Origin of the sequence: Allobosea sp. 2RAB26 (assembly GCF_052115465.1) — a bacterium.
Taxonomy (GTDB): Bacteria; Pseudomonadota; Alphaproteobacteria; order Rhizobiales; family Beijerinckiaceae; genus Allobosea.
Genome location: NZ_JBFRGS010000016.1, coordinates 49,770 through 76,766, shown reverse-complemented (window position 1 = coordinate 76,766; position 26,997 = coordinate 49,770). Strand labels below are relative to the sequence as shown.

The window sequence follows — 26,997 nt, the reverse complement described above, 5'->3', positions numbered from 1 at the left end:
GGACAGGGTCAGGCCGCGAAGGCCTCGTCCATGAACGCTGCGAGCTGGGCGGTATGCTTCGACATCAGGCCGGTCGCTGTCGCGGCCGAGGCCGGGCGTCCGACATAACGCGGGCGCTTCGGCTTCGAGCCGGCATGGCCCAGCACCCATTCGAGATAGGGCTCGACGAAGGTCCAGGAGCCCATGTTCTTCGGCTCCTCCTGGCACCAGACCACATCGGCGGCCTTGAAGCGCGCCAACTCCTGCGCCAGCGTCTTCAGCGGGAACGGATAGAGCTGCTCGACGCGCATCAGGTAGACGTCGTCGATGCCGCGCTTCTCGCGCTCGTCGAGCAGGTCGAAATAGACCTTGCCGGAGCACAGCACGACCCGGCGGATCTTGCCATCTTTGACCAGCTTCGTCTCGGACCGGCCGCGCTCGGCATCATCATGCAGCACGCGGTGGAAGGTCGAGCCCTCGGCCAGCTCCGACAGGTCGGAGATGCAGCGCTTGTGGCGCAGCAGCGATTTCGGCGTCATCAGGATCAGCGGCTTGCGGAAGTCGCGCTTCAGCTGCCGGCGCAGGATGTGGAAATAGCTCGCAGGGGTCGAGCAGTTCGCGACCTGCATGTTGTCCTCGGCGCACATCTGCAGGAAGCGCTCGAGGCGGGCCGAGGAATGCTCCGGCCCCTGGCCCTCATAGCCATGCGGCAGCAGGCAGACGAGGCCCGACATGCGCAGCCACTTGCGCTCACCCGACGAGATGAACTGGTCGAAAACGACCTGCGCGCCATTGGCGAAATCGCCGAACTGCGCTTCCCATGCAGTCAGGGCGTTGGGCTCCGACAGCGAGTAGCCGTATTCGAACCCGAGCACCGCCTCTTCCGAGAGCATCGAGTTGATGACCTCGTAGCGCGACTGGCCTTCGCGGATGTTGTTCAGCGAGGTATGGCGAGCCTCGGTCTCCTGGTCGATCAGCACCGAGTGGCGCTGTGAGAAGGTGCCGCGTTCGCAATCCTGGCCGGAGAGACGCACGGGGTGGCCGTCGAGCAGCAGCGAACCGAAGGCGAGCGCCTCGGCCGTCGCCCAATCGATGCCCTGCCCGGCCTCGACCGCCTTGCGGCGATTGTCGAGGAAGCGCTGGATCGTGCGGTGGACGTTGAAGCCGGGCGGCGTCGAGGTGATCTTCTCGGTGATCTCCTTCAGCACCGCGGCCGGAACGCCGGTCGCGCCGCGGCGCGGGTCGTCCTCGTCGGCGCGGATCGCCTTCATGCCGGCCCAGCGCCCGTCCAGCCAGTCGGCCTTGTTGGGCTTGAAGGTCTGGCCGGCGTCGAACTCGATCTCGAGCTTGCCCTTCCAGGCCGCCCTCATCTCGTCGAACTCGCCCGGCTGCACCACGCCTTCGGCTTCCAGCTTGGTGGCGTAGAGCTCCAGCGTCGTCTTGTGGCCACGGATCTTGCGATACATCAGCGGCTGGGTGAAGCCCGGCTCGTCGCCTTCGTTATGGCCGAAGCGGCGATAGCAGAACATGTCGATGACGACCGGCTTGTGGAATTTCTGCCGGAACTCGATCGCGATCTTGGCGGCGAACACGACCGCTTCGGGGTCGTCGCCGTTCACATGGAAGACCGGCGCCTCGACCATCTTCGCCACGTCGGACGGATAGGGCGAGGACCGCGAATAGCGCGGATAGGTGGTGAAGCCGATCTGGTTGTTGATGATGAAATGCACCGAGCCGCCGGTGCGATGGCCCTTCAGTCCGGACAGCCCGAGGCACTCGGCCACGACCCCCTGGCCGGCGAAGGCGGCATCGCCATGCAGCAGCAGCGGCAGCACCTTGGAGCGCTCGACGATATCGCCGAACTGGTCCTGCTTGGCGCGGACCTTGCCGAGCACCACGGGATCGACGATCTCGAGATGCGACGGGTTGGCGGTCAGCGAGAGATGGACGTTGTTGCCGTCGAACTCACGGTCGGACGAGGCACCGAGATGGTACTTCACGTCGCCCGAGCCCTCGACATCGTCGGGAGCGAAGGAGCCGCCCTTGAACTCGTGGAACAGCGCGCGGTGCGGCTTGCCCAGCACCTGGGTCAGCACGTTGAGGCGGCCGCGATGGGCCATGCCGAAGACGATGTCGCGCACGCCGAGCGCGCCGCCGCGCTTGATGATCTGCTCCAGCGCCGGGATCAGCGCCTCGGCGCCATCAAGGCCGAAGCGCTTGGTGCCGGTATATTTCAGGTCGATGAACTTCTCGAAGCCCTCGGCCTCGACCAGCTTGTTGAGGATCGCCTTCTTGCCTTCGCGGGTGAAGGCGATCTCCTTGTCCGGCCCCTCGATCCGCTCCTGCAGCCATGCCTTCTGCTCCGGATCGGAGATGTGCATGAACTCGATGCCGATCGTGTTGCAATAGGTCCGCTGCAGGATCGCGACCATCTCGCGAAGCGTGGCGAACTCCATGCCGAGCACGTTGTCGATGAAGATCTTGCGGTCGAGATCAGCGTCGGTGAAGCCGAAAGTGGCCGGCGACAGCTCCTCGGGATCCCTCGCCTGCTCGATGTCGAGCGGATCAAGCTTGGCGTGGAGATGGCCGCGCATCCGGTAGGCGCGGATGAGCATGATGGCGCGCACGGAATCGCGCGTCGCCTGCTGCACGTCCGACGCGCTGAGCGTCGCGCCGGCAGCCTTGGCCTTGGCGCTGAGCTTGTCGCCGATGACCTTCTCGACCACGCCCCAATGGCCATCAAGCGCCGAGATGAGCTCGCCATTGGCATGGATCGGCCAGTTCGGCTTCGTCCAGGACGCACCCTTGGCGTTCTGGATAATGGCCGGGCCATCATCCTTCAGCCCGGCGAAGAACCCGCGCCACTGCTCGTCGACCGAATTCGGATCGGCCTGATAGCGCGCATAGAGGTCCTCGATATAGGCCGCGTTGCCGCCATAGAGGAAACCCGTCTGCGCGAGAGCCTCGTTGATGTCCTGGCGAGCCATTGTCGTCCTGCCTTCTACCGTCGTCCTGCCCCGTTCCCGGAGCGTCTCATGCCGTCATTGCGTCTTAAGTAAGATGGCCGGGCTGGCCCGGCCATCTCATCGCGTGGGCGTTCAGCCCTTCAACACGTCGACCAAGGTCTTTCCGAGGCGAGCCGGCGAAGGCGAGACCCGGATACCGGCCGCTTCCATCGCGGCGATCTTGTCTTCCGCGCCGCCCTTGCCGCCGGAGATGATCGCGCCGGCATGGCCCATGCGGCGGCCGGGAGGAGCCGTGCGGCCGGCGATGAAGCCGACCATCGGCTTCTTGCGGCCGCGCTTGGCCTCGTCCTTGATGAACTGCGCGGCGTCCTCTTCCGCCGAGCCGCCGATCTCGCCGATCATGACGATCGACTCGGTCTTGGGGTCGGCCAGGAACATCTCGAGCATGTCGATGAACTCGGTGCCCTTGACCGGGTCGCCGCCGATGCCGACGGCAGTGGTCTGACCGAGACCCTCGCGGGTGGTCTGGAACACGGCCTCATAGGTCAGCGTGCCGGAGCGCGAGACGATGCCGACCGAGCCGGGCTTGAAGATATTGGCCGGCATGATGCCGATCTTGCTCTGGCCGGCGGTGACGACGCCCGGGCAATTCGGCCCGATCAGGCGCGACTTCGAGCCGGAAAGCGAACGCTTGACCCGCACCATGTCGAGCACCGGGATGCCCTCGGTGATGCAGATGATCAGCGGGATCTCGGCGTCGATCGCCTCGCAGATCGCGTCCGCTGCGCCCGGAGGCGGCACATAGACGACGGAGGCATCGGCCCCGGTCGCGTCACGCGCCTCGGCGACGGTGTCGAAGACCGGCAGGCCGAGATGCAGCGCACCGCCCTTACCGGGCGAGGTGCCGCCGACCATCTGCGTGCCATAGGCGATCGCCTGCTCGGAGTGGAAGGTGCCGTTCTTGCCGGTGAAGCCCTGGCAGATGACCTTGGTGTTCTTGTCGATCAGGATGGACATTGTTTTTCCTCAAGCCTTCTTGACCGCAGCGACGATCTTCTGTGCCGCATCGTCGAGGTCGTCCGCCGGGATGACATTGAGGCCGGAGGTCCGGATGATCTCCTTGCCTTCCTCGACATTCGTGCCCTCGAGGCGCACCACCAGCGGGACCTGGAGGCCGACCGCCTTCACGGCGGCGATGACGCCGCGCGCGATGACGTCGCACTTCATGATGCCGCCGAAGATGTTGACCAGGATGCCCTTCACCTGCGGGTCGGCGGTGATGATCTTGAAGGCTGCAGTGACCTTCTCTTCCGAGGCGCCGCCGCCGACATCGAGGAAGTTCGCCGGCTCCTCGCCGTAGAGCTTGATGATGTCGAGCGTCGCCATGGCGAGGCCCGCCCCGTTGACCATGCAGCCGATCGTGCCGTCGAGCGCGATATAGGCGAGGTCATACTTGGACGCCTCGATCTCCTTGGCATCCTCTTCGGTCTCGTCGCGCAGCGTCATCACCTCGGGGTGACGGTAGAGCGAGTTGGAATCGAACGAGACCTTGGCGTCGAGGCACTTGAGCTGGCCCTGCGTCGTCACGATCAGCGGGTTGATCTCGAGCATCGCCATGTCCTTGCCGACGAAGGCGGCATAGATCTGGGCGATGACCTTCTCGGCCTGCTTGGCGAGGTCGCCGGTGAGACCCAGCGCCTTGGCAACGGTGCGGCCGTGATGCGGCATGATGCCGGTCGCGGGATCGACCGAGAAGGTCAGGATCTTCTCGGGCGTGTCATGGGCGACAGCCTCGATGTCCATGCCGCCTTCGGTCGAAACCACGAAGGCAACGCGCGAGGTCTCGCGGTCGACCAGGGCCGAAAGGTAGAACTCCTTCTCGATGTCCGAGCCGTCCTCGATATAGAGGCGGTTGACCTGCTTGCCGGCCGGGCCGGTCTGGGCCGTCACGAGCGTGTTGCCGAGCATTTCCTTGGCATGGGACTCGACCTCTTCGATCGACTTGGCGAGACGCACGCCCCCCTTCGCATCGGCCGGCAGTTCCTTGAACTTGCCCTTGCCGCGACCACCCGCATGGATCTGGCTCTTCACGACATAGAGCGGGCCCGGGAGCTTCTTGGCGGCCTCGACGGCTTCCGCCACCGTAAGGGCCGGGAAGCCGGCGGAGACGGGCGCGCCGTACTCCTTGAGGACCGCCTTGCCTTGATATTCGTGGATGTTCATGTGCTCGAATTCCTTGCGTGCGCTGGCGAGGGCGAATGGAAGGGCGCGCAGCAGCGAGACTGCCGCACGCCCTTCGCTCTATCTCACGCCAATGACGAATCGATGGACTTGCAGGCGTCGATCAGGCCCTGCACCGAAGCCACCGACTTCGAGAGCATTTCCTGCTCCGCCTTGTTGAGACGGATCTTCACGACCTTCTCGACGCCCTTGGCGCCGATGACCACGGGAACGCCGACGAACATGTCGCGCACGCCGTACTGGCCCTTCAACGCGGCAGCCGCCGGCAGGACGCGCTTCTGGTCCTTGAGGTAGCTCTCGGCCATCGCGATGGCCGAGGCCGCCGGAGCGTAGAAGGCCGAGCCGGTCTTGAGCAGGTTGACGATCTCGCCGCCGCCCTTGCGGGTGCGCTCGACGATGGCGTCCAGACGCTCCTGCGTCGTCCACTTCATCTTGACGAGATCGGGCAGCGGGATGCCGGCGACGCCGGAATAGCGCACCAGCGGCACCATGTCGTCGCCATGGCCGCCGAGCACGAAGGCCGAGACGTCCTTGACCGAGACCTGGAACTCTTCAGCCAGGAAATGGCGGAAACGGGCCGAGTCGAGCACGCCGGCCATGCCGCAGATCATGTTGGGCTTCAGGCCCGAGAACTTCTGCAGGGCCCAGACCATCGCGTCGAGCGGGTTGGTGATGCAGATCACGAAGGCCTTCGGCGCATATTGCTTGATGCCCTCGCCGACCGACTTCATCACCTTGAGGTTGATGCCGATCAGGTCGTCGCGGCTCATGCCGGGCTTGCGCGGCACGCCGGCGGTGACGATGACGACATCGGCGCCCTTGATGTCCTCATAGGACTGGGTGCCCTTGTAGCCGGCGTCGAAGCCGTCGACCGGGGATGACTCGGCAATGTCGAGGCCTTTGCCCTGCGGGATGCCTTCGGCGATGTCGAACAGCACGACGTCGCCGAGTTCCTTGAGCCCGGCGAGATGGGCGAGCGTGCCGCCGATCTGGCCGGCGCCGATGAGGGCGATCTTCTTGCGGGCCATAGCCTAGTCCTTGTGCTTGCGCTGCGAGATGCCGGAGACCCGGCGAAACCGTGGGTTTCTTTGGCCCAAACAGGCCTTTTGCTGCAAGTCGTCTTATGGCGATCACGGTCGGGCTGGAGCGCACGCGCCCTGGAAAACAGCCTTCACCTTTCTCGCCGTCAAATCAATGTCTTGCGCAATGCACGCCTCGCGCGAGGCAGGAATAAGGCCGGCAAATTTCCGATTACAAATTACAAAAAATGTAATTTGTAGCCAGATTTTTCAGACGATGCCCGTCGCCAGCACGCGCAGGATGACCCTGATCAGCGTCGCCAACCGAAGGTCTACCGAAGCCTGCGGCACATCCGCGTCGAGCGCCAGCGCAGCAGGGTGAATGAAGCGATGCGTGGCATCGATGACGAAGGCGATCGCCCTGTCGCGATCGCGCGGTTCGAAGGCGCCCGAGCCGATGCCCTCGTCGATGACCCGCTCGAACAGCGCCCTCACCCGGGTGCGGTTGCGACGGCTGATCGCATGACGCCCGGCGACAGCCTGCGACAACGCGGCGAACAGATGCCGGTCCTCCAGCAGCAGGTCGCGATTGGCCTTGGCCAGAGCCAGGATCAGCCGCTCCAGCTTGTCATGGGCGGGGTCTGGTCCGTCGGCGATGTCGGCGAGGCTGCGCTCCGTCGCCTTGAGCCAGACATCGACCACGGCGTCGACGAGCGCGGCCCGCGACGGGAAATAGCGATAGACATTGGCATGCGTCATGCCGGCTTCTTCGGCGACCGCCACGACGGTGAAGCGCTTCAGCCCGTGCAGGCGCAGATGCTCGCTGGCGACGGTGAGGATGCGGGTTTCGCTCGGCTCGCGCGTCGGCATGCGGCGACGCTTCTCAAGTCTCGACCAGGCCGGTCGTGTCGCCGCTGGCGGCGGAATCGGCACGGCCATGCGGCAAGGCCAGGTAATCGCCGGAGCGCATCTCGATCAGCCGCGAGACCGTACGGTCGAACTCGAACGCCTCGCGACCGCTCGTGGCGATGTAGAGTTCGTGCGGCTCGGCCTGCGCCGACGCGATCAGCTTCACATGGAGCTCATAGAGCGTGTCGATCAGGATGATGAAGCGCTTCGCCTCGTTGCGCTGCGTCTCGTCCATCACCGGAATGCCTTCGATCATCAGCGTATGGAAGCGCTCCGCCAGCTCGAGATAATCCGAGGCGCCATAGGCCTCGGCGCAGAGATCCCTGAAACCGGCGCGCGCGACGCCGCCGGCCGCTTCCGGCACGCGCAGCTCATGCCCCTTGACGGACAGGACGAGCGGCTGCCCATGGGCGACCCCGCTCAGAGTCAGAAAAGCCTTGTCGAGCGCGGCCCTGGCCGTTGCATCGGCAGGCACATGATAGGTCGGTGCGCCGCCAAGCTTCTCCAGCCGGAAGTCGGTGCGGGCATCGAGACGCAGCACATCGACCTTCTCGGTCAGCAATGCGATGAAGGGCAGGAACAGCGCTCGGTTGAGCCCGCCCTCATACAGACGCGACGGCTCGACATTCGAGGTTGCGACCACCACCACGCCGGCCGCGAAGAGCGCCGTGAACAAGCGCCCCAGAATCATCGCATCGGCGATATCGGTGACGGTGAATTCGTCGAAGCAGAGCAGCGTCGCCTCTTCGGCGAGCTCGGCTGCGACGGGACTGATCGGGTCGGGCTCCTTGACCTCGCCCGCCTTCAGGCGCTGGCGGTAGGCGTGGATGCGCGCATGGACATCGGCCAGGAAGGAATGGAAATGCACGCGCCTGCGGGCCGTAACCGGCGCCGAGTCGTAGAACATGTCCATCAGCATGGTCTTGCCGCGGCCAACCGAACCCCAGATGTAGAGGCCCTTGATGCCATTGGCCGACGCCTGCCGCTTGCCGAACAGCCAGCCGAGCGCACTGCTCTTTCTGGCCAGTTGGCGTGAGGCGAGCGTCTCCGACAACGCCTCGAGCCGCTTCACCACGGCGAATTGCGCCGCATCGCGCTCGATGACGCCGGCCTCGACCATGGCGACATAGCGTTCGGAGATGGTGGCGGGCATGGCCTGCGGGCGGGACAGCATCGGCTGCCCGGGTTAAGCCAGGCTCGGCGCAACCGCAAGCCTGCTGGCTGATGCACGCTTAGGCATGGGCCGCAGATCGGGGCAGATTGGGCGAAATATCCGCGCTCCCGCCCAAATTTGCCACAGCTTCGCCTCTTGCATTCCCAGATTGGGGGCGCATCTTCCGACCCGAGCTCTAGGGACGAACGCCTCCTGGACGGTAGCGCGACTTGGCGCTGTGACAGGAGAAGACAATTGGCTCGTTCGACAAAGGCCGGCGCAATGTCCGGCCAGGGTGAAATTCGCCGGCTCTGGCCTGCGGAACGCACCCTCTTCATCGATCATCTGCTGCGCTTGGACGTGCTTACGCGTCGCGAGCGCTTTGGCACGGCCGTCAACGACGATTTTCTCGTCAATTACGCTGAGACCACCTTCGGCGTCGGCGGGCTGGTCTATGCCTATATCGAGGACGGAAAGGTCCGCGGCGCGGCCGAACTGCGCGGCCTGGAAGACATCGTCACCCAGACGGGCGAAGCCGCGTTCAGCGTCGAGAAGGCCTGGCGCCGGCAAGGCATCGGCGAAGCGCTGTTCACGCGGCTGATCACGGCCTCGCGCAATCGCGGCATTCGCACGCTCTACATGACCTGCCTGCCCGAGAACGCTGCCATGCGCCGGCTGGCGCGCAAGTTCGAGGCCGAGCTGATTGGCGGCTACAACGATGTCGAGGGGACGATCGCCACCGGCGGGCCGACGCCTTTCACCGTCCTCGACGAAGCCTTCGACAATGCCAAGGGCTTTGCCACTCTGGCGCTGTCGCTGCAGCGCCGGTTCTGGCGCCCGGCCTTTTTCGCGAGATCGTCGTCGCGCCCATGAGGCGCGACGAGCAGGCCCGCCTCAGCGGTTGAGCGAGAGGGCGGCGCCGGATTTGGTGACGGCGCCGTTCATGCTGCCGCTGTCCCCGGCACGCAAACGCGCGACTACCGTGCCGCCGGGCTGGTAGAGATAGACCTCGCCGTCGCGATAGTCCCAGGCATTGACCTTCTGCAGGTCACGATTGGCGCAGCCTGCCGCATTGGCGCGGTAGAGATCGAGAGCCGGCGTGCTCGACAGCTGGATCCGGCAGGAACTGCCCGTCGCCTCGCGCGCGGTCCAGCTCCCGATGACGCTGTCGCGCGAAGATCCCGTGCTGCGGGCGGGTGCCGCGCTCTGGCCCAGCGTCGCAACCTGGCCGCTGCCGCCTCTGAGTTGCGGAATCTCGGTTGCCCCGGCGACAGGCGGCGCGCTCTGCGGTTGCGGCCGTCCTGCATTGGGATCGAAGAACGGATCCTGCGGCGGAGGCAGGGCTCCCGGCGACGAAGGCGCGGAGGCGGCCGGATATCCGCCCGGCGGCGGCAAGGGCTGCGACGTCACGGGAGCAGAGCTGATCGGCGGAGCCGATTGCAGCTGAGGCTGGCCGTAGCCCGGCCCACCGGAAAAGCCGGGTCCCGGCCCGTTGAAACGCTGCGACCCCGCGCAGGCCGTGAGCGCAAGGAAGGGCAGCAGGCAGGCGGCCTTGAAGAAGCGATGTCGTGTCGCGGTCACGGTCGTCATGCGGTGCCTATTCCCGTCTCGTTGGCTCAGCTGATTCGCAAGCCTAGGCCTGCGCAATGAACGTGGCATGAGCACCTCAATCCCCCAAATACCGGAACTGATCAACTCCGCCACGGGGCATTTGGTTCTTGGGTGCCCGGCGCGGCATAATCCGGCAGCTTTGGAGAACCAGCATGAAGCCGCTCAACCCGCCCTCGATCCGCCCGCCCTTCGCCCGCTATAGCCATGGAGCCGAACTGCCCGGCGGGCAGCGCCTCGTCTTCTGCTCCGGGCAGCTCGGCATCACGGCCGATGGCAGCATTCCCGAAGATGCACGGGCTCAGGCCGATCTCTGCTTCGCCAACATCGCCAAGATCCTCGGCGAAGCCGGCATGACGCTCGCCGATATCGTGCGGATCAATGCCTATGTCACCGACCGGGCGTATATGAAGCCCTATATGGAATCGCGTGACGCTCATGTCGGCACGCCGCCTCCGGCCTCCACCCTGATGATCGTCTCCGGCTTCACGCTGCCAGAGTTCAAGGTCGAGATCGAGGTCGTGGCCGCAGCAGCCTGATCCGAGCGATCAGGCCTCGGCACGCCACGGATAGCTCCAGGTCTCCGTCAGCGTTTTGTCGCCGCTCTTCAGGAAGGCACGCATCTCTGCGAGTTGCCCGGGCTCGACGACGATGTCGATGAAGGCGCGGAAACCTTCGGTCTTCGGGTTGGGCACGATAAAGGCACGGTTGATCCGGCCATAGGCGATCGACGGCACGATCTCGACCTTCTCCGGCTGCTTCAGGTGATAGTCGAGATCGCCGCCGGCGAAATCGACGATGAAGCGGCGCGCGCCATCGGTGACGGGCTCGCCCGAGCCGAGCGCCTTCGGCTTCGCCTGGTAGGTGTTGATCACGCGGCCGCCGGGGTGGAGGTCGCTGGAGTCGAGCAGCGCGGTCAGCTTGTAGCCGAAGCGGAACTCGCGGCCGGCCTCGAGCGCGGCCTTGGGTGCCCAGAGCGCGACGATATTGTCATTGGTCTCGTCGCCGGTCGGCAGCTCGATCAGCTCGACCACGCCCTCGCCCCAGTCGCCCTGGGGCTCGATCCAGTAGGACGGCCTGAGCTCGTAGCTGAGATCGAGATCCTGATAGTGCTCGAAGACACGGTCGCGCTGCATCAGCCCGAAGCCGCGCACATTGCTTTCGACGAAGGAGGAAACCGCCTGCTGCCGCGGATTGCGCAAGGGCCGCCAGATCCATTCGCCGGTGCGCGAGTGCACCATCAGGCCGTCGGAATCATGCAGCTCGGTCCGGAAATCGTCATGGAAGCGCCGGTCGTTCTCGCCGGTGAAGAACATCGAGGTCAGCGGCGCGAGGCCGAGCTTTTCGATCGTCTTGCGCGGGAACAGCGCGACGCTGATATCGACCACGCTGTCGACATCCGGATAGATATGGAACTGGTAGGCGCCCGATACCGAGGCTGAATCGAGAAGCGCATAGACCGTGACGCGCTCGGCGCCCGCGCTCGGTGCCTCCACCCAGAACTCGCGGAAGACAGGGAACTCCTCGCCTCCGGGCACGCCGGCACCGATGGCCAGGCCGCGCGCCGAAAGCCCGTAACGCTGCTCGCGGCCGAGCACCCGGAAATAGCTGGCGCCGATGAAGGAGATCAGCTCGTCGAAAATGCGCGGATCGTTGAGCGGATAATGCAGGCGGAAGCCGGCAAAGCCGAGATTGACCGGCAGCGGCTTCTCGAACTTGATCCGGCCATAGTCGAACAGGTTCGACGAATAAGGCACCGGTGTCGGTACGCCGTCGCGCACGATGTTCACGGTCACCGGGCGCGTGAACAGGAAGCCGGGATGGAACATCTGCATCCGGAAACCCGAACCGGTCGGCGCCAGCAGCGCCCGCTCGGGGCGGAAGCGGATATCGCGCCAGGCGTCGAAATCGAGACGCGACAACGGTTCCGGCAGGGTCGGACCAGGCTCATAGGGCGCGGCCGCGATCTCGCGAGCCCGGCGCACCACGTCCTCGAAGCCGAAGCGCGGCTGCGGTGGGGTCGGGGCCGGAGCCGGCTGCGTCTCCGGCTGCTGCGCGAGCAGCGCGGCGGGCGCCACGGAAAAGCTCAAGGCGGCGGAAAGGCCGGCCAGGATCTGGCGGCGATTGGATACGATCATGATTCGAGGAAGCCCCGTCGCGTTTGCGCCCGAAGGCGCATCTCGCCAACGACTTAGGCGATGAAATGGGGCCGGTCTAGGGCGCAGCGGCGGCGCATCTCCGGCACGCACGATGTTGACAGCCGATCGCCCTGTTTTCTACGTTTCGCCCCGGGCCGGATGCAGCCCGCCGCTCGCGCCCTCCCAGGGCATGGTGAATGCATCCCGCTTCCGTCCCGATCCCGATCGATCCGGTGGACGCTTCCAGCAATGCGAGCCCTGGCCGCTTCGTCCACCATCGAGAAGGATTGTGACCATGCGCACCTATCGCGATGCGAAACTGATGGCCAAGGCCCTGCGCGAAGCCGTGGCTCCGCAGACCGCGCTTTCACACGCCCAGGCGCTCGAAATCATCGCCCGGCAGTTCGGCTATGACGACTGGAACATCCTCGCGGCGAAAATCGGCGAGGCAGAAGCCCGCCCGGCCGCCGGCACCGACCAGACAGGCGTGACCCTGAATATGGGTATCCCGATCCTGCGGATCTTCGACCTGGAGAAAGCCAAGGAGTTCTATCTCGGCTTCCTCGGCTTCAGCATGGATTGGGACCACCGCTACGGACCTGAATTCCCGATCTATATGCAGGTTTCACGCTCGGGCCTGCAACTTCACCTCTCCGAGCATCATGGCGACGCCAGCCCAGGGTCGACCGTCTTCGTCTGGATGCAGGGCGTGGACGCCTATCGCGCCGAACTGATCGGCAAGCGCTATCCCTTCTCGAAACCCGGTATCCAGGAAAATGGCGCGGGCGGTCGCACGCTGGAGGTGCCGGACCCATTTGGGAACCGCATCCGCTTTTGCGAGAAGCGGGTCTAGATTGAGGCTCGATCAGCCTCGATACCTGCGATTGCGCGCCCGTCGACCAGCCCGGCGCGCTTCTGCCTCGCGCGTTCGGCGAAAAAACCGAACCCCGAGGTCAAAAAGAACTTGTAGAGGGGGGCCGCAGTTCGTATATGCGGCTTACCCAATTCGCACGTGCCTGTGGCCGCGTGCTGGTCGGTGGGCATTCGGACAAGAGGCCGGACAGCCGCCAGGGATGGGAAACGGATGGAGGGGGATGGATATCCCCTCAAATCACGCTCCCGGTTCTCGCAAGAGAGCCGCTCCCGAACAGCGACCAGCAGCCGGAGGCGAAACCGGCAAACCCCGAATCTCCACGGGGGACGCAGCTTAAAGCAACGACGGAGCGGGCTTTTTTGGTCTCGTTGGCTTTCCACAGGTCAACACCGAAGAGGCTTGTCCTTCATTGCCGGCCGTGCGGGGGGTCCCCAATCGACGGTGTTTCGGGTCCGGACGTTTCGTCCGCTGTTCTCGGCGTCTCCATCGCGCCGTGACCTGCGAACGACTCACCCGGCGATACGTCGTATCGGCGCCGCTTGCGCCGTAGGGGAGTCGCGCCGATGACCGAGCGCATCCGTGAATTTCTGCGTAACCGCCGTGAAGACGGTCCCTGCGTCGTCATCGATCTCGATGTCGTGCGCGAGAATTATCGTGCCTTCTCCCGGGCCCTTCCCGACACGCGCGTCTTCTACGCCGTGAAGGCGAACCCGGCACCGGAGGTGCTTGCCCTGCTGGCCAAGCTCGGCTCCTGCTTCGATTGCGCCTCGGTCGTCGAGATCGAGCTCGCTCTCGCGGCCGGCGCCACCGCTGACCGCATCTCCTATGGCAACACGATCAAGAAGGAGCGCGACGTCGCGCGCGCCATGGAGCTCGGCGTGCGCCTGTTCGCCGTCGATTGCGTAGCCGAGGTCGACAAGATCGCCCGTTCCGCCGCCCTCACCGCGGTCAAGGACGCGCGCATTTTCTGCCGCATCCTCTGCGACGGCGCCGGCGCCGACTGGCCGCTCTCGCGCAAGTTCGGCTGCGTGCCCGAAATGGCCGCGGACGTGCTTGAGCATGGCCATCGTCTTGGCCTGGGCGCCTATGGCATCTCGTTCCATGTCGGCTCGCAGCAGGCGAATGTGAACGCCTGGGATTCCGCCCTGGCCTCGGCCTCGGCGGTGTTCAAGGAATGCGCCACCCGTGGCATGTCGCTGTCGATGGTCAATCTCGGCGGTGGCTTCCCGGCGCGCTACCTGCGTCCGATCCCGGGCGTTCCGGCCTATGGCGATGCGATCTTCCGGGCGCTGTCGAAGCATTTCGGCAACCAGCTTCCGGAGACGATCATCGAGCCGGGCCGCGGCATGGTCGGCGAAGCCGGCATGATCGAGGCCGAGGTCGTGCTTGTCTCGAAGAAGAGCGAGGACGATCAGGTTCGCTGGGTCTATCTCGACATCGGCAAGTTCAGCGGTCTCGCCGAGACCATGGACGAGGCGATCCGCTATCCGATCCGCACCCCGCGCGACGGTGACGCGACCGTGCCGAGCGTCCTGGCCGGCCCGACCTGCGACTCGGTCGACGTCATGTACGAGAAGACCCCGTACATGCTGCCGTTCAGCCTGGAGATCGGCGATCGCGTGCTGATCGAGGGCACCGGTGCTTATACGACGACCTATTCGGCCGTCGCCTTCAACGGCTTCCCGCCGCTGAAGCAATACGTCATCTGACGTTCTGGCTCCGGCACCTGCCGGAGCCGCCCCCCAAATCATTCTGTTTGGCCGCGTTCGCGCGCGGCGCCGGGAAGATCTGCGCTCTTGCGCAGGCGCTCCGGCCGGAGGTGCGTCATGATCACGATCCGCGAGGAAACCGCGTTCGACATCCAGGCCCGTGAGGCCCTGCTCGACCGTTGCTTCGGCGAGCGCCGTTTCGCCAAGACCAGCGAACGCCTGCGTGAAGGCCGGATGCCGGCCGCCGGGCTGGCGCTTGTCGCGGAGCGCGACGGCGCAGTCGTGGCAACCGTCAGGCTCTGGAACATCGATGCCGGCGGCCATGATGCGCTGCTGCTCGGGCCGCTCGCCGTCTCCCCGGATCTGCACGGCGAAGGGCTCGGCAAGACGATGATGCGCGAGGCGATCTGGCGCGCCGCCTGCCATGGCCACGGCGCTGTGCTGCTGGTCGGCGATGCGCCCTATTACGCTCGGTTTGGCTTCTCGGCCGAGCCGATGCGCGATCTTGCCATGCCCGGCCCGGTCGAGCGCGAGCGCTTCCTCGGCCTCGAACTGCGCCCCGGCGCGCTCGCGGGCGCCGCCGGCGTCCTGTCCGCAACGGGGCGCCTGATCGAGCCCCTGCCTGCCGCGGCGCTCGCAGCCTGATCGCGAGCGTCACCGCGGCGTCATCCGCACCGGGTTGTCTTCAGCGTCGTCGGGGTCGAAATCGACCCTGGCGGCGCAAAAATGGCGTTCCGGATTGACGAGCGCGGCCGCTCTCCATACGAGCCCGCGAAAGATTTACCCCCGTTCCACCCCAACCAAGGAAACATCATGACTCATTGGCCCGTCCACGGCACCATCACCGGACCGATCGTAATGATCGGGTTCGGCTCCATCGGACGCGGAACACTGCCGTTGATCGAGCGGCATTTCGAATACGACCGCAGCCGCTTCGTCGTCATCGACCCGCATGACACCAACCGTGCCCTCCTCGACGAGCGCGGCATCCGCTTCATCCAGGAAGCGGTGACCCCCGAGAACTACAAGAGCCTGCTGCAGCCGCTTCTCACCGAAGGCGGTGGCCAGGGCTTCTGCGTCAACCTGTCGGTCGACACCGGCTCGCTCGACATCATGCAATTCTGCTCCGAGCTTGGCGCACTCTATATCGACACCGTCAACGAGCCTTGGCTCGGCTTCTATTTCGACCACAGCAAGGGTCCCGAGGCCCGCTCGAACTATGCGCTGCGCGAAGCCACCATGGCTGCCAAGCGCGCGCGTCCGGCCGGCACCACCACGGCGGTCTCCTGCTGCGGCGCCAATCCCGGCATGGTCTCATGGTTCGTCAAGCAGGGCCTGCTCAACGTCGCGGCCGATCTCGGCCTCCAGACCCCCGAACCGAAGAACCGCGCCGAATGGGGCGCCCTGATGCAGCAGGTTGGCGTCAAGGGTATCCATATCGCCGAGCGCGACACCCAGCGTGCCAAGCATCCCAAGCCGCGCGATGTCTTCGTCAACACCTGGTCGGTCGAGGGTTTCGTCTCGGAAGGCCAGCAGCCGGCGGAGCTCGGCTGGGGCACGCATGAGCGCTGGATGCCAGAGAACGGTCGCACGCATGAGGCTGGCTGCCAGTCGGCGATCTATCTGCTCCAGGCCGGGGCCGAGACGCGCGTGCGGAGCTGGTGCCCGACGCCCGGCCCGCAATACGGCTTCCTGGTGACGCATAACGAGGCGATCTCGCTCTCCGATTACTTCACCGTACGCGACGAGGCCGGCAACCCGGCCTATCGGCCGACCTGCCACTATGCTTATCACCCCGCCAATGACGCCGTGCTTTCGTTGCATGAGATGTTCGGTAGCGCCGGCAAGGTGCAGGAGAAGCAGCACATCCTCGAGGAGAGCGAAATCGTCGATGGCATCGACGAACTCGGCGTACTGCTCTATGGCCACGGCAAGAATGCCTACTGGTTCGGCTCGCAGCTCTCCGTGGAAGAGACCCGCCGGATTGCGCCTTATCAGAACGCCACGGGCCTCCAGGTGACCTCCGCCGTGCTTGCCGGCATGGTCTGGGCGCTGGAGAACCCGAAGGCCGGCATCGTCGAATCCGATGAGCTCGATTTCCGTCGCTGCCTGGAAGTGCAGTTGCCCTATCTCGGCCCGGTGGTCGGGACCTATACCGACTGGACGCCGCTGCAGGGCCGCCCGGGCTTCTTCCCGGAGGATATCGACACCAGCGATCCCTGGCAGTTCCGGAACATTCTGGTCCGCTGACGCCTACCATCCTCGGGACGCCTCGCACCGGCCCGAGGGTCTCCGGCCCCCGTTGCACCGCCTGAAGCAAGGCAGCACGCACCAAACAGAAAGGCCCGCCAAACCGGCGGGCCTTTCTCGTCTCTGCCCGGACGGCTCAGAAGCCCGGCGTCGAAAACGTGTTCCGGAACGGGTTCACACCGGCGCCGATGCGCGGCGGCAAGGTGCTATCGCCGTAAAGCTCAGCGACATTCGAATAGACCGGGGGTGAGATGAGCTGCTGAGTGGCGTATCGGTTCAGCGAGCCGACCGGCACGACATTGCCGGGATCGAGATAGCTGCGCTTCTGCACGATCACGCGCAACGGCTTGCGCTGCTGCTGCGCCTCGGCCACCGAAGCGACCGCGGTCAACGCCACGAGCGAAATGCCGAGACCGGCGGCGAGACGCTTGAAGGAATTCATGGCGAGGGTCTCCTGAGGCGATGACCAAGGGGAAGCAAAGCGGCGATTGATAGCGCCAAATCTATCCCGCCGCGGTTAACGCTTTTACTGCCCCATAGCTCAGAGATAACGCTCGGGCAGCTGATTTCAACGGCCGCCCCCTCACCTTTTCGCGGCCGCCTTGTGGCTCGGCACCGTGCCTTCGGCGTCGAGCGATGACGTCTTGCGACCGGCCGCGGACGGGCGCGGCGGCAAGCAGGCAACGTCGCGGTTGCGTTCAGATGCGGCAAAGAGGCTGCGCAGCACTTGATCCTCGCCGGCGCTGAGCAGGGCAAGCCCATCGACCAGGCAGGCCAGTTGCTGACGATCGGCCGGGCGCGCCGCCCCACCGCACCACCAGCCGCTCAGTCGCAGCGGCGTGTCGCCGCCCCGGTGGCGGAAGCCGATGCAGGCGCGTTCAGTCGCACCATCGCTCAGGGTCACATCCGTGGCTTCGACAGAGCCGAATTTGGTGGGGAGCCCTGTCGGCGCACCGCTGCGCTGCACGGACATGCCGCGTGCAGCGGCCTCGCGCACCAGCGCGATGATGAAGGGCTGCGTCAGATGATCGTCGCCATGGTCGACGACGAGGCGCAGGAGCAGATGCGGCTTTGCCTCGGCGAACACCCCAAAGCTCAACACATCCTCACGCTTCGCGCCGTCCTGGCTCCGGCTCGCCTCATAGGCCATGGCCTGGCGCTCCAGTTCCGGTGAGTCGAGGCCAAACATCGCGATCGGCCGCGCGATCCTGGTCCAGTCTTCATGTTGGGCGCCGAGCAGGCGCGGCTCCTGGCGAACGTCCCGAACGGACCGGATCTCCGCAGCCGGTTGCTCGGCAAGGCTGGCGACCTGCATTTCGCCGCCATCGCCCGAAAGGCTCGTGACGAGCGCAGCGGCCATCCCGATACCGGCAACGGCTGCCAGGCCGCGCCAGACCAGACCGCCGGTCAGGCCCAGGCCACGATGGCGGACTGCAGCGCGCAGCCAGCGGAGGATTGTCCGCATCGCGGCCTCGACATGGTCCATCACGCTGATCAAGGCGCCGATCGGATCGGGACCGCCGAGCTTGCCCTTCACGCTACCCGCCACGGGCAAGGCACGATGTGCGGCCGCCGAGCCGAGCTCCCGGCAGCTCGAGCCGAGCCGGCGAAAGCCATTGACCAGTAACGCTGCGAACTCACGCGACACGACAAGACCCCGCTCGTTGCCTGCGCCTCCGCGCCAGCAGCCTGTCCTCACCCGCCGGCGACGCTGAGGGCATCCGGGTCAGTATCGGGTTACCGGCGGCCTGCGAACCGCGATTGTCGTGAATCGCTGGTTAGGAGGCAGGGTTAATCCCGTCCTGACGCGCTGGGCTGCCGAGACCAATTGACTTTTTATCGCCGCGGGTGTTCTGGATGGGCATCGCGAGGCGAGGATCCACTCGAGCGCGACCGCGAATGCTTTCAGCCCTATGGGATTTGGCTTGTGATTGTCGCCCTGACGACGAAACGCACGACCAAAACGACGACCGGCACGCTCCGGACGTCGCGCTGACGCTTCGCCTCGGTTCCGGGCCCTCCCCCCCGGCGGGGGCTACGGCCGAACCCGCCATCCAGACCAGGCGGGTCGGCATCTCCCGGGGGAGACAGAACCGGTTACTTCCAAAAGGAACAGCAGCATGAGCTTCAAGGTCGCGGTTGTCGGCGCCACAGGCAATGTGGGTCGCGAAATATTCGACATCCTTGCCGAGCGGGCTTTCCCGGTGAGCGAGGTCGTGGCGCTTGCCTCCTCGCGCTCGATTGGTACCGAGGTCTCCTTCGGCGACAAGACGCTGAAGGTGAAGGCGCTCGATCACTATGATTTCTCCGATACCGATATCTGCCTGATGTCGGCGGGGGGCGAGGTCTCGAAGCAATGGTCGCCGAAGATCGGCGGCCAGGGCTGCGTCGTCATCGACAATTCCTCGGCCTGGCGCATGCATCCCGACGTGCCCCTGATCGTGCCGGAGGTGAATGCCGCAGCGGCCGCCGGCTTCTCCAAGATGAACATCATCGCCAACCCGAACTGCTCGACCGCGCAGCTCGTCGTGGCGCTGAAGCCGCTGCATGACCGCTTCGGCGTCAAGCGCGTCGTCGTCTCGACCTATCAGTCGGTCTCCGGCGCCGGTAAGGAGGGCATGGACGAGCTCTTCAACCAGACGCGCGCCGTGTTCTCGGCCGGCGACGTCGTCACCAAGAAGTTCCCCAAGCGCATCTCCTTCAACCTCATCCCGCAGATCGACGTCTTCATGGAGGACGGCTTCACCAAGGAAGAGTGGAAGATGATGGCGGAAACCAAGAAGATCCTCGATCCGAAGATCAAGCTGACCGCCACCTGCGTGCGCGTGCCCGTCTTCATCGGCCATTCCGAGAGCGTCAACATCGAATGCGAGAAGCCGATCACCGCCGACGAGGCGCGCGAGGTGCTCCGCACCGCGCCCGGCATCCTCGTCATCGATAAGCACGAGCCCGGCGGCTACATCACCCCGCACGAGGCGGCCGGCGAGGACGCGACCTATGTTTCGCGCATCCGCGAGGACAATACGGTCGAGAACGGTCTCGCCTTCTGGTGCGTCTCGGACAATCTGCGCAAGGGCGCAGCCCTGAACGCCGTGCAGATCGCCGAGGTGCTGGTCAACCGCAAGCTGATCCAGCCGCGCAAGAAGGCGGCCTGATTCCGACAGCTCGGAAAGCTCCACGAAGGCGGGCGCAAGCCCGCCTTTTTCATGAAGGGCCCGGGCGCATGGGCGCTGTTCCGAGTTTGCGCGCCCGCCGCAGGCAAATCCTGCTAGCGTCGTCCCACTCTCCAGTTCCGGCGTCGCCTTGTCCTCTCCCCACCCTTCAAAAGCTCCGGTACCGGCCTTGCCCGCGCATACCGAGGCCGTTCCTCCCGTGCCGCAACGTCGCGATGCTGCGCTGCGCGGCATCGGATTGATGCTGCTTGCCAGCATCTTCCTGTCCAGCTCCGATGTCGCTTCGAAATATCTCGCGGCGACGATGCCCGCGCTACAGATCACCTGGCTGCGCTATGCCGCCTTTACGGCGATCATGTTGGGGGTGGCACTGCGCGGCGGCGCAGCACGCCTGCGACCGAAGCGTCTGCACATGCAGTTGCTCAGAGGCGTCGCAGTCACCCTCTCCTCCATCATCTTCGTCTCGTCGCTGCGATACCTGCCGATCGCTGATGCGACCGCAACAAGCTTCATTGCGCCGCTCTTCGTCACCGCCTTGTCGATCCCGATGCTTGGGGAGAAGGTTGGCTGGCGGCGCTGGACCGCGACCCTGGTCGGTTTGGCCGGTGTCCTGATCATCGTCCGGCCCGGAGGTGCCAACTTCCACGCCGCATCGCTTTTGCCAGCGCTTTCAGCCGCGACCTGGGCCTTTGCCCTGATCGTCACCCGCATGATGAGCACGACGGAGGACCCGGTGACGACGCTGACCTGGTCGGCCGTGGTCGGCTTCCTGCTGCTGACTTTGCTGCAGCCCCTCGGCTGGAAGCCACTGACGGCGGAGGCGATCGCCATCGGCATCTTCATCGGCGTCGCTTCGACCATCGGGCACTGGTTCGTCATCATCGCCTTCCGCCATGCCGACGCCTCGCTGCTCGCGCCCTTCTCCTATGTGCAGCTGCTCTGGGCTTCGGTCTTCGGCTTCTTCCTGTTCTCGGTCCTGCCGGATCTCTTCACCTTGCTGGGCTCGGTGATCATCGCCGCCTCGGGCCTCTACACCGCCCATCGCGAGCGGATGCGGGCGCGAGCCTTGTAAGCGGACTATCGCTTGCCGTATCGCGCGAGGAACATCGCGACCGCCGAGGCAACCACGCGGGAGATCTCGGCGTCGGACGGTCGCTCGCGCACCGCATTGAACAGGCGCGGGCGCAGCACGGTCGACTGACACAGGTCAACGAATTGCACGGCTGCCAGCGCGGTATCGTCGATCTCCAGCTGTCCCTCCGCTACCTTGCGGTCTAGATAGCCGGCGATGCGCCGTGCGCCCTGCAACGGTCCGTTCTCGTAGAATTCACGGCCGAGATCGGGCATGCGCTCCGCCACGCCAACGACGATGCGCTGGGCGCTGAGCGCAAAATCGCAGACCAAGAGCTGGACGATCCGCTCGCCGAAATGCGTCAGCGCATGACCGAGATCGGGATCATCGTCGAGCGCTTCGAAGATCCCGCGCTTCTGTTCTTCACGCTCGCGTTCGATCAGAGCGACGAAGAGATGTTCCTTGTCCTCGAAATAGACATAGAGCGTGCCCTTCGAGACATTCGCGGCCGCGGCAATGTCGCTCATGCTGGCATTGTCGAACCCGCGCGTCAGGAAGACCTCATGGGCTCCGTCCAGGATCTGGCGACGTTTGTCGGGATCTGCGCCCGCCGCACGCCGCTTCCGGCGCGGCGGCACTCCTGCGATCTTCACAACCTCGTCCATAACCCCATCTCGTCCCGGCATTTTGCGCCGCACAAAAATAATCGAACCGCTCAGTTCGATTTCACTTGATATGCGCCATCGCCAGCGCTACTTCAACTGAAATCGAACCGATCGGTTCGAACAGTGATTATCAGGATCGCCCATGTCCGCCGAGACAAAGACTGAGTCGCGTCGGGACCGGCTGAAGCTGGTCGACCCCGCGCTCGAAACCACGCCGCTCCCCGCCCAGGCCCGCAAGGCCGACGAAGCAGCTCCGCGCGAAGCGGAGAGCCCTGCTGCCGCCAAGCCGCGCGGCAAGACGGTGCGCCGTGCGGGCATGATGCTGCTGGCGACAGCCGCGCTCGGCACCGGACTCTGGTTCGGCGTCGACTGGTGGCGCAATGGCCGTTTCATCGTTTCGACTGACGACGCCTATGTCGGCGCCGAGATGGCCACGATCTCGGCCAAGCTCGCAGCCAATGTCGCAACTGTCGCCGTCAAGCAGAACCAGCAGGTCAAGGCCGGCGAGCCGCTGGTCACCCTCGACGATGGCGACCAGCGCATCGCACTGGAGAGCGCCCGCGCCAAGAGCGCGACGGCAGCCGCGACGCTGCTGCGCATCGACAGCCAGATCGAGGCCGGCCGCGCCAGCCTGCTGCAGGCCCAGGCGCAGCGGGACTCGACCCAGGCCGATATCATCCGCACCGTCGCCGATTTCGACCGCGCCAACAGCCTTGCCGCCAAGTCCTACGGATCGCAGGCGACCCTCGATGCGGCAACGGCAGCGCGTGACCGAGCCCGCGCCGCACTGGCCAGCGCCGAGGCCGGGGTCTCCGCGGCCGAAGCCAATATCAAGGTGCTGGAGGCACAGCGCAACGAAGCCTCCCGCCAGATGGACGAGCTGAAGGTCGCCGAGGACAAGGCCGCCCGCGACCTGTCCTTCACCAGGATCGCAGCGCCGATCGACGGACTGGTCGCCAACACCAATGTCCAGCTTGGCGACCTCGTCAGTGCCGGCAAGCGGCTGATGTCGATCGTCCCGCTCGACCAGGTCTATATCGATGCCAACTTCAAGGAGACGCAGGTTGGCGGCCTGAAGATCGGCGACAAGGCAAGGGTCACGGTCGACGCCCTGCCCGATCAGGTGTTTGACGGCGTCGTCAGCGGCATTTCCGGCGGCACGGGCTCGGTGTTCTCGCTGCTGCCTCCTGACAACGCCACCGGCAATTTCACCAAAATCGTCCAGCGCGTCCCGGTGCGCATCACGCTCAGCCCGCAGGCCATTGCGCGCCATGCGCTGCGCCCGGGCATGTCGGTCGTGGTGAAGATCGACCCGCGCCCTCAGGCCTGAACGGAACCACAAGACCCATTCCGGATGGCGCGTCGCGACGATCCGGAATCCATGCAGCCGTAACGCCCACCGATTGACCCCGGCTTTGCGCGGCCAATGCCGCTTGGCCAGGGCGACGGTGCAGGGCGCCAGGAAGACGAGGCCGTCATGGCCACTGCAACACTGACAGCCGGCGCGCCGGCGGCCTCCGACGCCATCCCGATGCGGCGGATCTTCGCCTTCCTGGCGATGGTCTTCGGCATGTTCATGGCGATCCTCGACATCCAGATCGTCTCCGCCTCGCTGGCCGAGATCCAGGCGGGCCTGTCAGCCAGCGCCGACGAGATCGCCTGGGTCCAGACCGCCTATCTGATCGCAGAAGTGATCATGATCCCGCTCTCCGGCTATCTCAGCCGGGCGCTGTCGACCCGCGTCTTCTTCTCGATCGCCGCAGCCGGGTTCACGGTCTCGAGCGTGCTGTGCGCGATGTCGTCCTCGATCAACGAGATGATCCTGTGGCGCGCGGTCCAGGGCTTCATCGGCGGCGGCATGATTCCCGGCGTCTTCGCGGCCGCCTTCACCATCTTCCCGGCCTCGAAGCGGCCGATCGTCTCGCCGCTGATCGGGCTTGTCGCGACGCTCGCGCCGACCATCGGCCCGACGGTCGGCGGCTATCTCAGCCATGCCTTCTCCTGGCATTGGCTCTTCCTGGTCAACGTCATCCCCGGCATCGGCGTCACCATCGCAGCCTGGACGCTGATCGATTTCGACAAGCCGCAGCCCGGCCTGCTCAAGCGTTTCGACTGGCTCGGCCTCGCCAGCATGGCCGCCTTCCTCGGCAGCCTCGAATATGTGCTGGAGGAAGGCACGCGGCTCGACTGGTTCCAGAGCCACGAGATCGTGTTCTTCACCGCGTTGATGCTGGTGGGCGCGGTCCTGTTCTTCTGGCGGGCGCTGACGCGCGAGGATCCGCTCGTCGATCTCTACGCTTTCACCAACCGCAACTTCGCCTTCGGCTCGCTCTTCAGCTTCACGATGGGCATTGGCCTCTACGGGCTGACCTATCTCTACCCCGTCTTTCTCGGCCGCATCCGCGGCTATGACGCGCTGATGATCGGCGAGACGATGTTCGTCACCGGCCTGTGCATGTTCCTGACGGCGCCCGTCGCCGGCAAGCTGTCGCAGAAGCTCGATCCACGCGTGATGATGATGATCGGTTTCGCCGGCTTCGCCGCCGGCACCTATCTCGCGTCCTTCATCACCAAGGACTGGGACTTCCACGAACTGCTGCTGCCCCAGATCCTGCGCGGCGTCTCGCTGATGCTGTGCATGGTGCCGATCAACAATCTGGCGCTCGGCACCTTGCCTCCGGCGCAGCTCAAGAACGCATCGGGCCTCTACAACCTGACGCGCAATCTTGGCGGCGCGGTGGGCCTCGCCGTGATCAACACGCTGCTGAACACCCGGACCGACCTGCACATCACCCGGCTGCATGAAGCTGTCGCTGTCGGCAGCCAGGTCGCCGAAGAGAGGCTGGCCCAGATGATGCAGCTTTTCGCCGGCTATGGCGCCAATGCCGAGGCGATGGCGCTCGCCAAAATCAGCCAACTCGCCCATCGCGAGGCCTTGGTCATGGCCTTCGGCGATGTCTTTCTCGGCCTGACCTGGATCTTTGCAGGGCTGGTCGTGCTGGCCGTGTTCATGCGCAAGCCGCCGAAAGCGGCCCCCGCCGAGGCCGGGCACTAGCCGCACCGGGACGTGGTGCACCGTGTCGCAGCCGGCTCCGGATTGACATTCGCGCGGAGTCCCGCCAAATATAGCAATGATATCAGTAGTTTAGATGTTTTCTAAACTACGAGGCCGGCATGCCGGCGATGTGGAAGGCGTACCGATGAGCGTTTTGCCCGTGAAGGATCCCAGCCAGGCCCGTGCTGCCGCGGAACAGATTCCGTGGCCGCAGAAGAGCCCTGCTTCCTGCCCGATCAGCGCGGTGAAAACGCGGCTACGCAATGCTGGCCTGCGTCCGACCAGGCAGCGCATGGCGCTGGGCTGGCTGCTCTTCGCCAAGGGCGACCGGCACGTCAGCGCCGAAATGCTCTATGAGGAGGCACTGCGCGCCCGCGAACCGCTGTCCCTCGCGACCGTCTACAACACGCTGCGGCAGTTCTCGGAAGCTGGCCTGCTCCGCCAGGTTTCGGTGTCCGGCCCCAAGACTTTCTTCGACACCAATGTGTCGGAGCATCACCATTTCTATAACGAGGACGACGAAACCGTCGTCGACATCCCTGGCTCGGAAATCCAGGTCTCCGGCCTGCCCGTCGCCCCGGAAGGCATGATGATCTCGTCCGTGGAGGTCATTGTCCGCCTGCGCAACGCCGATGGCGCCGAAGTCGAGACCCGGGTCGCCGCCGGAGCTGGGCACCACGCGTGATCGTCTGCTCCTGCAACGTCCTGTCCTGCCGGCAGATCAAGGGAACCATTGCCCCCGATGGCACTGGACCGGTGACGGCTGGCGAGGCCTATGACTGTCTGGGCTGCAGCCCGGACTGCGGACGTTGCGCCCGGGCCGTCAGAGCCATTCTTGCTGAGGCCCGCGCCGCCTGCGCCAGCCAATGCCATTCCTGCGCCAGTCGCGACGTTGAATGCGCGGTACATGTCTCCGTCACCCAGATGATGGACGGGCTGGCGATCGAGGAAGACACGATCGCGGCCTGAGGCTTCTCGGCCGCGGGCCACGTCGATATTTCCCGGTCCTGGCGCGACTTCTCCCTTTCATTCTCCGAATTGCCGCTCTACATTAGGATCATTCTAATGTGATGCGAGCCCGAGGAGAGCTGCGATGAAGGGTGACAAGAAGGTCATCGAATACCTCAACAAGGGGCTCCGCTCCGAGCTGACCGCGATCAATCAGTACTGGCTGCACTACCGGATGCTCGACAATTGGGGGCTGAAGGAGATGGCCAAGACCTGGAAGAAGGAATCGATCGAGGAAATGGTCCATGCCGACCGTTTCGTCGACCGCATCCTTTTCCTAGAGGGCTTCCCCAATCTGCAGACGCTTGACGCGCTGCGCATCGGCGAGAACGTCAAGGAAGTGATCGAGTGCGATCTCAAGGCCGAGGTCGAGGCGCGCGGACTCTATCAGGAAGCGGCCAAGTATTGCCGCGAGGTCGGCGACTACCCGTCCGAGGACCTGTTCAAGGCGCTGATGAAGGATGAGGAAGGTCATATCGACTTCCTCGAGACCCAGCTCGACCTGATCGAGCGCGTCGGCATCGAACTCTACACCCAGAAGCATATTGGCGGACTCGAAGCGGATCATTGATCCCCGAAGCATTCCGACGCCAGTCGCAAGCCGGACCTGCCCCGCAGGTCCGGCTTTTTCGTGCGGAAGCAGTTGCTCGAAGTCGCAACAGGACCACCGCCTTGACGGAGCGATTGAAAGCGACCTAATTCATAGGCTGATACCGACGTAGTTTGTAATGATTATCGTTCAATACTGAAGCTCTACGGAAGATCAGCGCCGAACCTTGTCTGCCTCCTGCAGATTGTCGATTTGGATCGCTGCGATGAGTTCCGTTCCGCCATCTGATCTTGCTGGCAAAACAGCACCCCACCCCGGACAATCGGACGTCCCGGTCGTCGACGTCCGTCAACTGGTCGGCACTGGACGCGAGGTCATCCTGATGCATCTTGGCGAAGCCTATCGCCTGCGCGTCACCGCCCGCGACCGGTTGATCCTGACCAAATAGCGCCCCGCTCGCCAAGCCACGCGCTCTGTGCCAGAGAGCCTGCTTCCGTCCCGGGCTCCTCTCCGCTGTCCTCGGGCGCGTTTCCGAGGGCCGGCTCGTGCGCGAGTCCGGGATCATGGCGATCGTTCTGGCGGGCGGCGAAATCCGCCCAGGCGATGCCATCGGCCTGACCTTGCCTGA

25 protein-coding genes are annotated in these 26,997 nt (G+C 65.1%); 14 read left to right on the top strand and 11 right to left on the bottom strand.

Annotated elements, in window-relative coordinates:
• Nucleotides 1-8: 8 nt before the first annotated feature.
• The 6 genes from AB4118_RS25895 to zapE all read right to left on the bottom strand — a co-directional run bounded on the left by AB4118_RS25895 (nucleotide 9) and on the right by zapE (nucleotide 8,288).
• Entirely contained in the window at nucleotides 9-2,966 is a 2,958-nt protein-coding gene (locus tag AB4118_RS25895) for a 2-oxoglutarate dehydrogenase E1 component (protein WP_441492437.1), read from the bottom strand.
• 111 nt (nucleotides 2,967-3,077) lie between these two features.
• Complete coding sequence (gene sucD, locus AB4118_RS25890; RefSeq protein WP_069878765.1) at nucleotides 3,078-3,962, bottom strand: succinate--CoA ligase subunit alpha; 885 nt, start codon at nucleotides 3,960-3,962, stop codon at nucleotides 3,078-3,080.
• Nucleotides 3,963-3,971: 9 nt separating this feature from the next.
• Nucleotides 3,972-5,168, bottom strand: a complete 1,197-nt coding sequence (gene sucC / locus AB4118_RS25885) for an ADP-forming succinate--CoA ligase subunit beta (protein WP_441492436.1) — start codon at nucleotides 5,166-5,168, stop codon at nucleotides 3,972-3,974.
• An 83-nt stretch (nucleotides 5,169-5,251) separates the two neighbouring features.
• Nucleotides 5,252-6,214, bottom strand: a complete 963-nt coding sequence (gene mdh, locus AB4118_RS25880) for a malate dehydrogenase (RefSeq protein WP_043241858.1) — start codon at nucleotides 6,212-6,214, stop codon at nucleotides 5,252-5,254.
• 261 nt (nucleotides 6,215-6,475) lie between these two features.
• Complete coding sequence (locus tag AB4118_RS25875; protein ID WP_441492435.1) at nucleotides 6,476-7,075, bottom strand: TetR/AcrR family transcriptional regulator; 600 nt, start codon at nucleotides 7,073-7,075, stop codon at nucleotides 6,476-6,478.
• A gap of 13 nt (nucleotides 7,076-7,088) precedes the next feature.
• Nucleotides 7,089-8,288: a cell division protein ZapE gene (zapE, locus tag AB4118_RS25870; RefSeq protein WP_441492434.1), complete on the bottom strand. Its 1,200-nt coding sequence runs from the start codon at nucleotides 8,286-8,288 to the stop codon at nucleotides 7,089-7,091.
• Between the two features lie 234 nt (nucleotides 8,289-8,522).
• Here zapE and AB4118_RS25865 point away from each other — a divergent pair, with 234 nt between their 5' ends.
• The gene (locus tag AB4118_RS25865; protein WP_441492433.1) at nucleotides 8,523-9,140 is read left to right on the top strand and encodes a GNAT family N-acetyltransferase; all 618 of its coding nucleotides are present in this window, start codon (nucleotides 8,523-8,525) and stop codon (nucleotides 9,138-9,140) included.
• Between the two features lie 21 nt (nucleotides 9,141-9,161).
• On the opposite strand, the gene AB4118_RS25860 is transcribed toward AB4118_RS25865, so the two are convergent.
• Nucleotides 9,162-9,857, bottom strand: a complete 696-nt coding sequence (locus AB4118_RS25860) for an AprI/Inh family metalloprotease inhibitor (RefSeq protein WP_441492432.1) — start codon at nucleotides 9,855-9,857, stop codon at nucleotides 9,162-9,164.
• A 173-nt stretch (nucleotides 9,858-10,030) separates the two neighbouring features.
• Here AB4118_RS25860 and AB4118_RS25855 point away from each other — a divergent pair, with 173 nt between their 5' ends.
• Nucleotides 10,031-10,414, top strand: a complete 384-nt coding sequence (locus tag AB4118_RS25855; protein WP_441492431.1) for a RidA family protein — start codon at nucleotides 10,031-10,033, stop codon at nucleotides 10,412-10,414.
• A 9-nt stretch (nucleotides 10,415-10,423) separates the two neighbouring features.
• On the opposite strand, the gene AB4118_RS25850 is transcribed toward AB4118_RS25855, so the two are convergent.
• Nucleotides 10,424-12,013 carry an OpgD/OpgG family glucan biosynthesis protein gene (locus AB4118_RS25850; RefSeq protein ID WP_441492430.1) on the bottom strand — a complete coding sequence of 530 codons (1,590 nt, stop codon included), beginning with the start codon at nucleotides 12,011-12,013 and terminating at the stop codon, nucleotides 10,424-10,426.
• Nucleotides 12,014-12,308: 295 nt separating this feature from the next.
• On the opposite strand from AB4118_RS25850, the gene AB4118_RS25845 reads away from it, so the two are divergent.
• The 4 genes from AB4118_RS25845 to AB4118_RS25830 all read left to right on the top strand — a co-directional run bounded on the left by AB4118_RS25845 (nucleotide 12,309) and on the right by AB4118_RS25830 (nucleotide 16,846).
• Entirely contained in the window at nucleotides 12,309-12,866 is a 558-nt protein-coding gene (locus tag AB4118_RS25845; protein WP_441492429.1) for a glyoxalase superfamily protein, read from the top strand.
• Between the two features lie 584 nt (nucleotides 12,867-13,450).
• Nucleotides 13,451-14,596 carry a type III PLP-dependent enzyme gene (locus AB4118_RS25840; protein WP_069878757.1) on the top strand — a complete coding sequence of 382 codons (1,146 nt, stop codon included), beginning with the start codon at nucleotides 13,451-13,453 and terminating at the stop codon, nucleotides 14,594-14,596.
• 117 nt (nucleotides 14,597-14,713) lie between these two features.
• Nucleotides 14,714-15,241 (top strand): GNAT family N-acetyltransferase, encoded by a 528-nt coding sequence (locus AB4118_RS25835; RefSeq protein WP_441492428.1) that lies wholly within the window; start codon nucleotides 14,714-14,716, stop codon nucleotides 15,239-15,241.
• A gap of 168 nt (nucleotides 15,242-15,409) precedes the next feature.
• The gene (locus AB4118_RS25830; protein WP_441492427.1) at nucleotides 15,410-16,846 is read left to right on the top strand and encodes a homospermidine synthase; all 1,437 of its coding nucleotides are present in this window, start codon (nucleotides 15,410-15,412) and stop codon (nucleotides 16,844-16,846) included.
• Between the two features lie 136 nt (nucleotides 16,847-16,982).
• Here the strand turns inward: AB4118_RS25830 and AB4118_RS25825 are convergent, their stop codons facing one another.
• Together AB4118_RS25825 and AB4118_RS25820 are read right to left on the bottom strand one after the other, a co-directional pair.
• A complete protein-coding gene (locus AB4118_RS25825) occupies nucleotides 16,983-17,288 on the bottom strand; it encodes a hypothetical protein (protein ID WP_441492426.1) in 306 nt (101 codons plus the stop codon).
• A 141-nt stretch (nucleotides 17,289-17,429) separates the two neighbouring features.
• On the bottom strand, nucleotides 17,430-18,494 hold the full coding sequence (locus tag AB4118_RS25820) for a hypothetical protein (protein WP_441492425.1): 1,065 nt from the start codon (nucleotides 18,492-18,494) through the stop codon (nucleotides 17,430-17,432).
• A gap of 472 nt (nucleotides 18,495-18,966) precedes the next feature.
• Between AB4118_RS25820 and AB4118_RS25815 the strand changes: the two genes are divergently transcribed.
• Both AB4118_RS25815 and AB4118_RS25810 read left to right on the top strand, forming a co-directional pair.
• Entirely contained in the window at nucleotides 18,967-20,001 is a 1,035-nt protein-coding gene (locus AB4118_RS25815; protein WP_441492424.1) for an aspartate-semialdehyde dehydrogenase, read from the top strand.
• Between the two features lie 187 nt (nucleotides 20,002-20,188).
• Complete coding sequence (locus AB4118_RS25810) at nucleotides 20,189-21,091, top strand: DMT family transporter (RefSeq protein ID WP_441492423.1); 903 nt, start codon at nucleotides 20,189-20,191, stop codon at nucleotides 21,089-21,091.
• A 5-nt stretch (nucleotides 21,092-21,096) separates the two neighbouring features.
• Here AB4118_RS25810 and AB4118_RS25805 read toward each other — a convergent pair whose 3' ends face one another.
• Nucleotides 21,097-21,756 (bottom strand): TetR/AcrR family transcriptional regulator, encoded by a 660-nt coding sequence (locus AB4118_RS25805; protein ID WP_113517166.1) that lies wholly within the window; start codon nucleotides 21,754-21,756, stop codon nucleotides 21,097-21,099.
• A gap of 142 nt (nucleotides 21,757-21,898) precedes the next feature.
• Here AB4118_RS25805 and AB4118_RS25800 point away from each other — a divergent pair, with 142 nt between their 5' ends.
• The 6 genes from AB4118_RS25800 to hemP all read left to right on the top strand — a co-directional run bounded on the left by AB4118_RS25800 (nucleotide 21,899) and on the right by hemP (nucleotide 26,817).
• Nucleotides 21,899-23,086, top strand: coding sequence for an HlyD family secretion protein (locus tag AB4118_RS25800; protein ID WP_441492422.1), 1,188 nt, complete (start codon nucleotides 21,899-21,901; stop codon nucleotides 23,084-23,086).
• Between the two features lie 147 nt (nucleotides 23,087-23,233).
• Nucleotides 23,234-24,811, top strand: coding sequence for a DHA2 family efflux MFS transporter permease subunit (locus AB4118_RS25795; protein ID WP_441492421.1), 1,578 nt, complete (start codon nucleotides 23,234-23,236; stop codon nucleotides 24,809-24,811).
• Between the two features lie 145 nt (nucleotides 24,812-24,956).
• On the top strand, nucleotides 24,957-25,496 hold the full coding sequence (irrA, locus tag AB4118_RS25790; RefSeq protein ID WP_441492420.1) for an iron response transcriptional regulator IrrA: 540 nt from the start codon (nucleotides 24,957-24,959) through the stop codon (nucleotides 25,494-25,496).
• Nucleotides 25,493-25,780, top strand: coding sequence for a (2Fe-2S)-binding protein (locus AB4118_RS25785; RefSeq protein WP_043241883.1), 288 nt, complete (start codon nucleotides 25,493-25,495; stop codon nucleotides 25,778-25,780). Before irrA ends, AB4118_RS25785 begins: the two co-directional genes overlap by 4 nt.
• A 124-nt stretch (nucleotides 25,781-25,904) precedes the next feature.
• Nucleotides 25,905-26,390: a bacterioferritin gene (bfr, locus tag AB4118_RS25780; RefSeq protein ID WP_113517171.1), complete on the top strand. Its 486-nt coding sequence runs from the start codon at nucleotides 25,905-25,907 to the stop codon at nucleotides 26,388-26,390.
• A gap of 244 nt (nucleotides 26,391-26,634) precedes the next feature.
• On the top strand, nucleotides 26,635-26,817 hold the full coding sequence (hemP, locus tag AB4118_RS25775; protein ID WP_441492419.1) for a hemin uptake protein HemP: 183 nt from the start codon (nucleotides 26,635-26,637) through the stop codon (nucleotides 26,815-26,817).
• Nucleotides 26,818-26,997: the final 180 nt, after the last annotated feature.

Coding starts and splice junctions, on each gene's coding strand:
- AB4118_RS25895 (WP_441492437.1), bottom strand. CDS start 2,966: ATGGCTCGCCAGGACATCAACGAGGCTCTCGCGCAGACGGGTTTCCTC.
- sucD (WP_069878765.1), bottom strand. CDS start 3,962: ATGTCCATCCTGATCGACAAGAACACCAAGGTCATCTGCCAGGGCTTC.
- sucC (WP_441492436.1), bottom strand. CDS start 5,168: ATGAACATCCACGAATATCAAGGCAAGGCGGTCCTCAAGGAGTACGGC.
- mdh (WP_043241858.1), bottom strand. CDS start 6,214: ATGGCCCGCAAGAAGATCGCCCTCATCGGCGCCGGCCAGATCGGCGGC.
- AB4118_RS25875 (WP_441492435.1), bottom strand. CDS start 7,075: ATGCCGACGCGCGAGCCGAGCGAAACCCGCATCCTCACCGTCGCCAGC.
- zapE (WP_441492434.1), bottom strand. CDS start 8,288: ATGCTGTCCCGCCCGCAGGCCATGCCCGCCACCATCTCCGAACGCTAT.
- AB4118_RS25860 (WP_441492432.1), bottom strand. CDS start 9,857: ATGACGACCGTGACCGCGACACGACATCGCTTCTTCAAGGCCGCCTGC.
- AB4118_RS25855 (WP_441492431.1), top strand. CDS start 10,031: ATGAAGCCGCTCAACCCGCCCTCGATCCGCCCGCCCTTCGCCCGCTAT.
- AB4118_RS25850 (WP_441492430.1), bottom strand. CDS start 12,013: ATGATCGTATCCAATCGCCGCCAGATCCTGGCCGGCCTTTCCGCCGCC.
- AB4118_RS25845 (WP_441492429.1), top strand. CDS start 12,309: ATGCGCACCTATCGCGATGCGAAACTGATGGCCAAGGCCCTGCGCGAA.
- AB4118_RS25840 (WP_069878757.1), top strand. CDS start 13,451: ATGACCGAGCGCATCCGTGAATTTCTGCGTAACCGCCGTGAAGACGGT.
- AB4118_RS25835 (WP_441492428.1), top strand. CDS start 14,714: ATGATCACGATCCGCGAGGAAACCGCGTTCGACATCCAGGCCCGTGAG.
- AB4118_RS25830 (WP_441492427.1), top strand. CDS start 15,410: ATGACTCATTGGCCCGTCCACGGCACCATCACCGGACCGATCGTAATG.
- AB4118_RS25825 (WP_441492426.1), bottom strand. CDS start 17,288: ATGAATTCCTTCAAGCGTCTCGCCGCCGGTCTCGGCATTTCGCTCGTG.
- AB4118_RS25815 (WP_441492424.1), top strand. CDS start 18,967: ATGAGCTTCAAGGTCGCGGTTGTCGGCGCCACAGGCAATGTGGGTCGC.
- AB4118_RS25805 (WP_113517166.1), bottom strand. CDS start 21,756: ATGGACGAGGTTGTGAAGATCGCAGGAGTGCCGCCGCGCCGGAAGCGG.
- AB4118_RS25800 (WP_441492422.1), top strand. CDS start 21,899: ATGTCCGCCGAGACAAAGACTGAGTCGCGTCGGGACCGGCTGAAGCTG.
- AB4118_RS25795 (WP_441492421.1), top strand. CDS start 23,234: ATGGCCACTGCAACACTGACAGCCGGCGCGCCGGCGGCCTCCGACGCC.
- irrA (WP_441492420.1), top strand. CDS start 24,957: ATGAGCGTTTTGCCCGTGAAGGATCCCAGCCAGGCCCGTGCTGCCGCG.
- bfr (WP_113517171.1), top strand. CDS start 25,905: ATGAAGGGTGACAAGAAGGTCATCGAATACCTCAACAAGGGGCTCCGC.
- hemP (WP_441492419.1), top strand. CDS start 26,635: ATGAGTTCCGTTCCGCCATCTGATCTTGCTGGCAAAACAGCACCCCAC.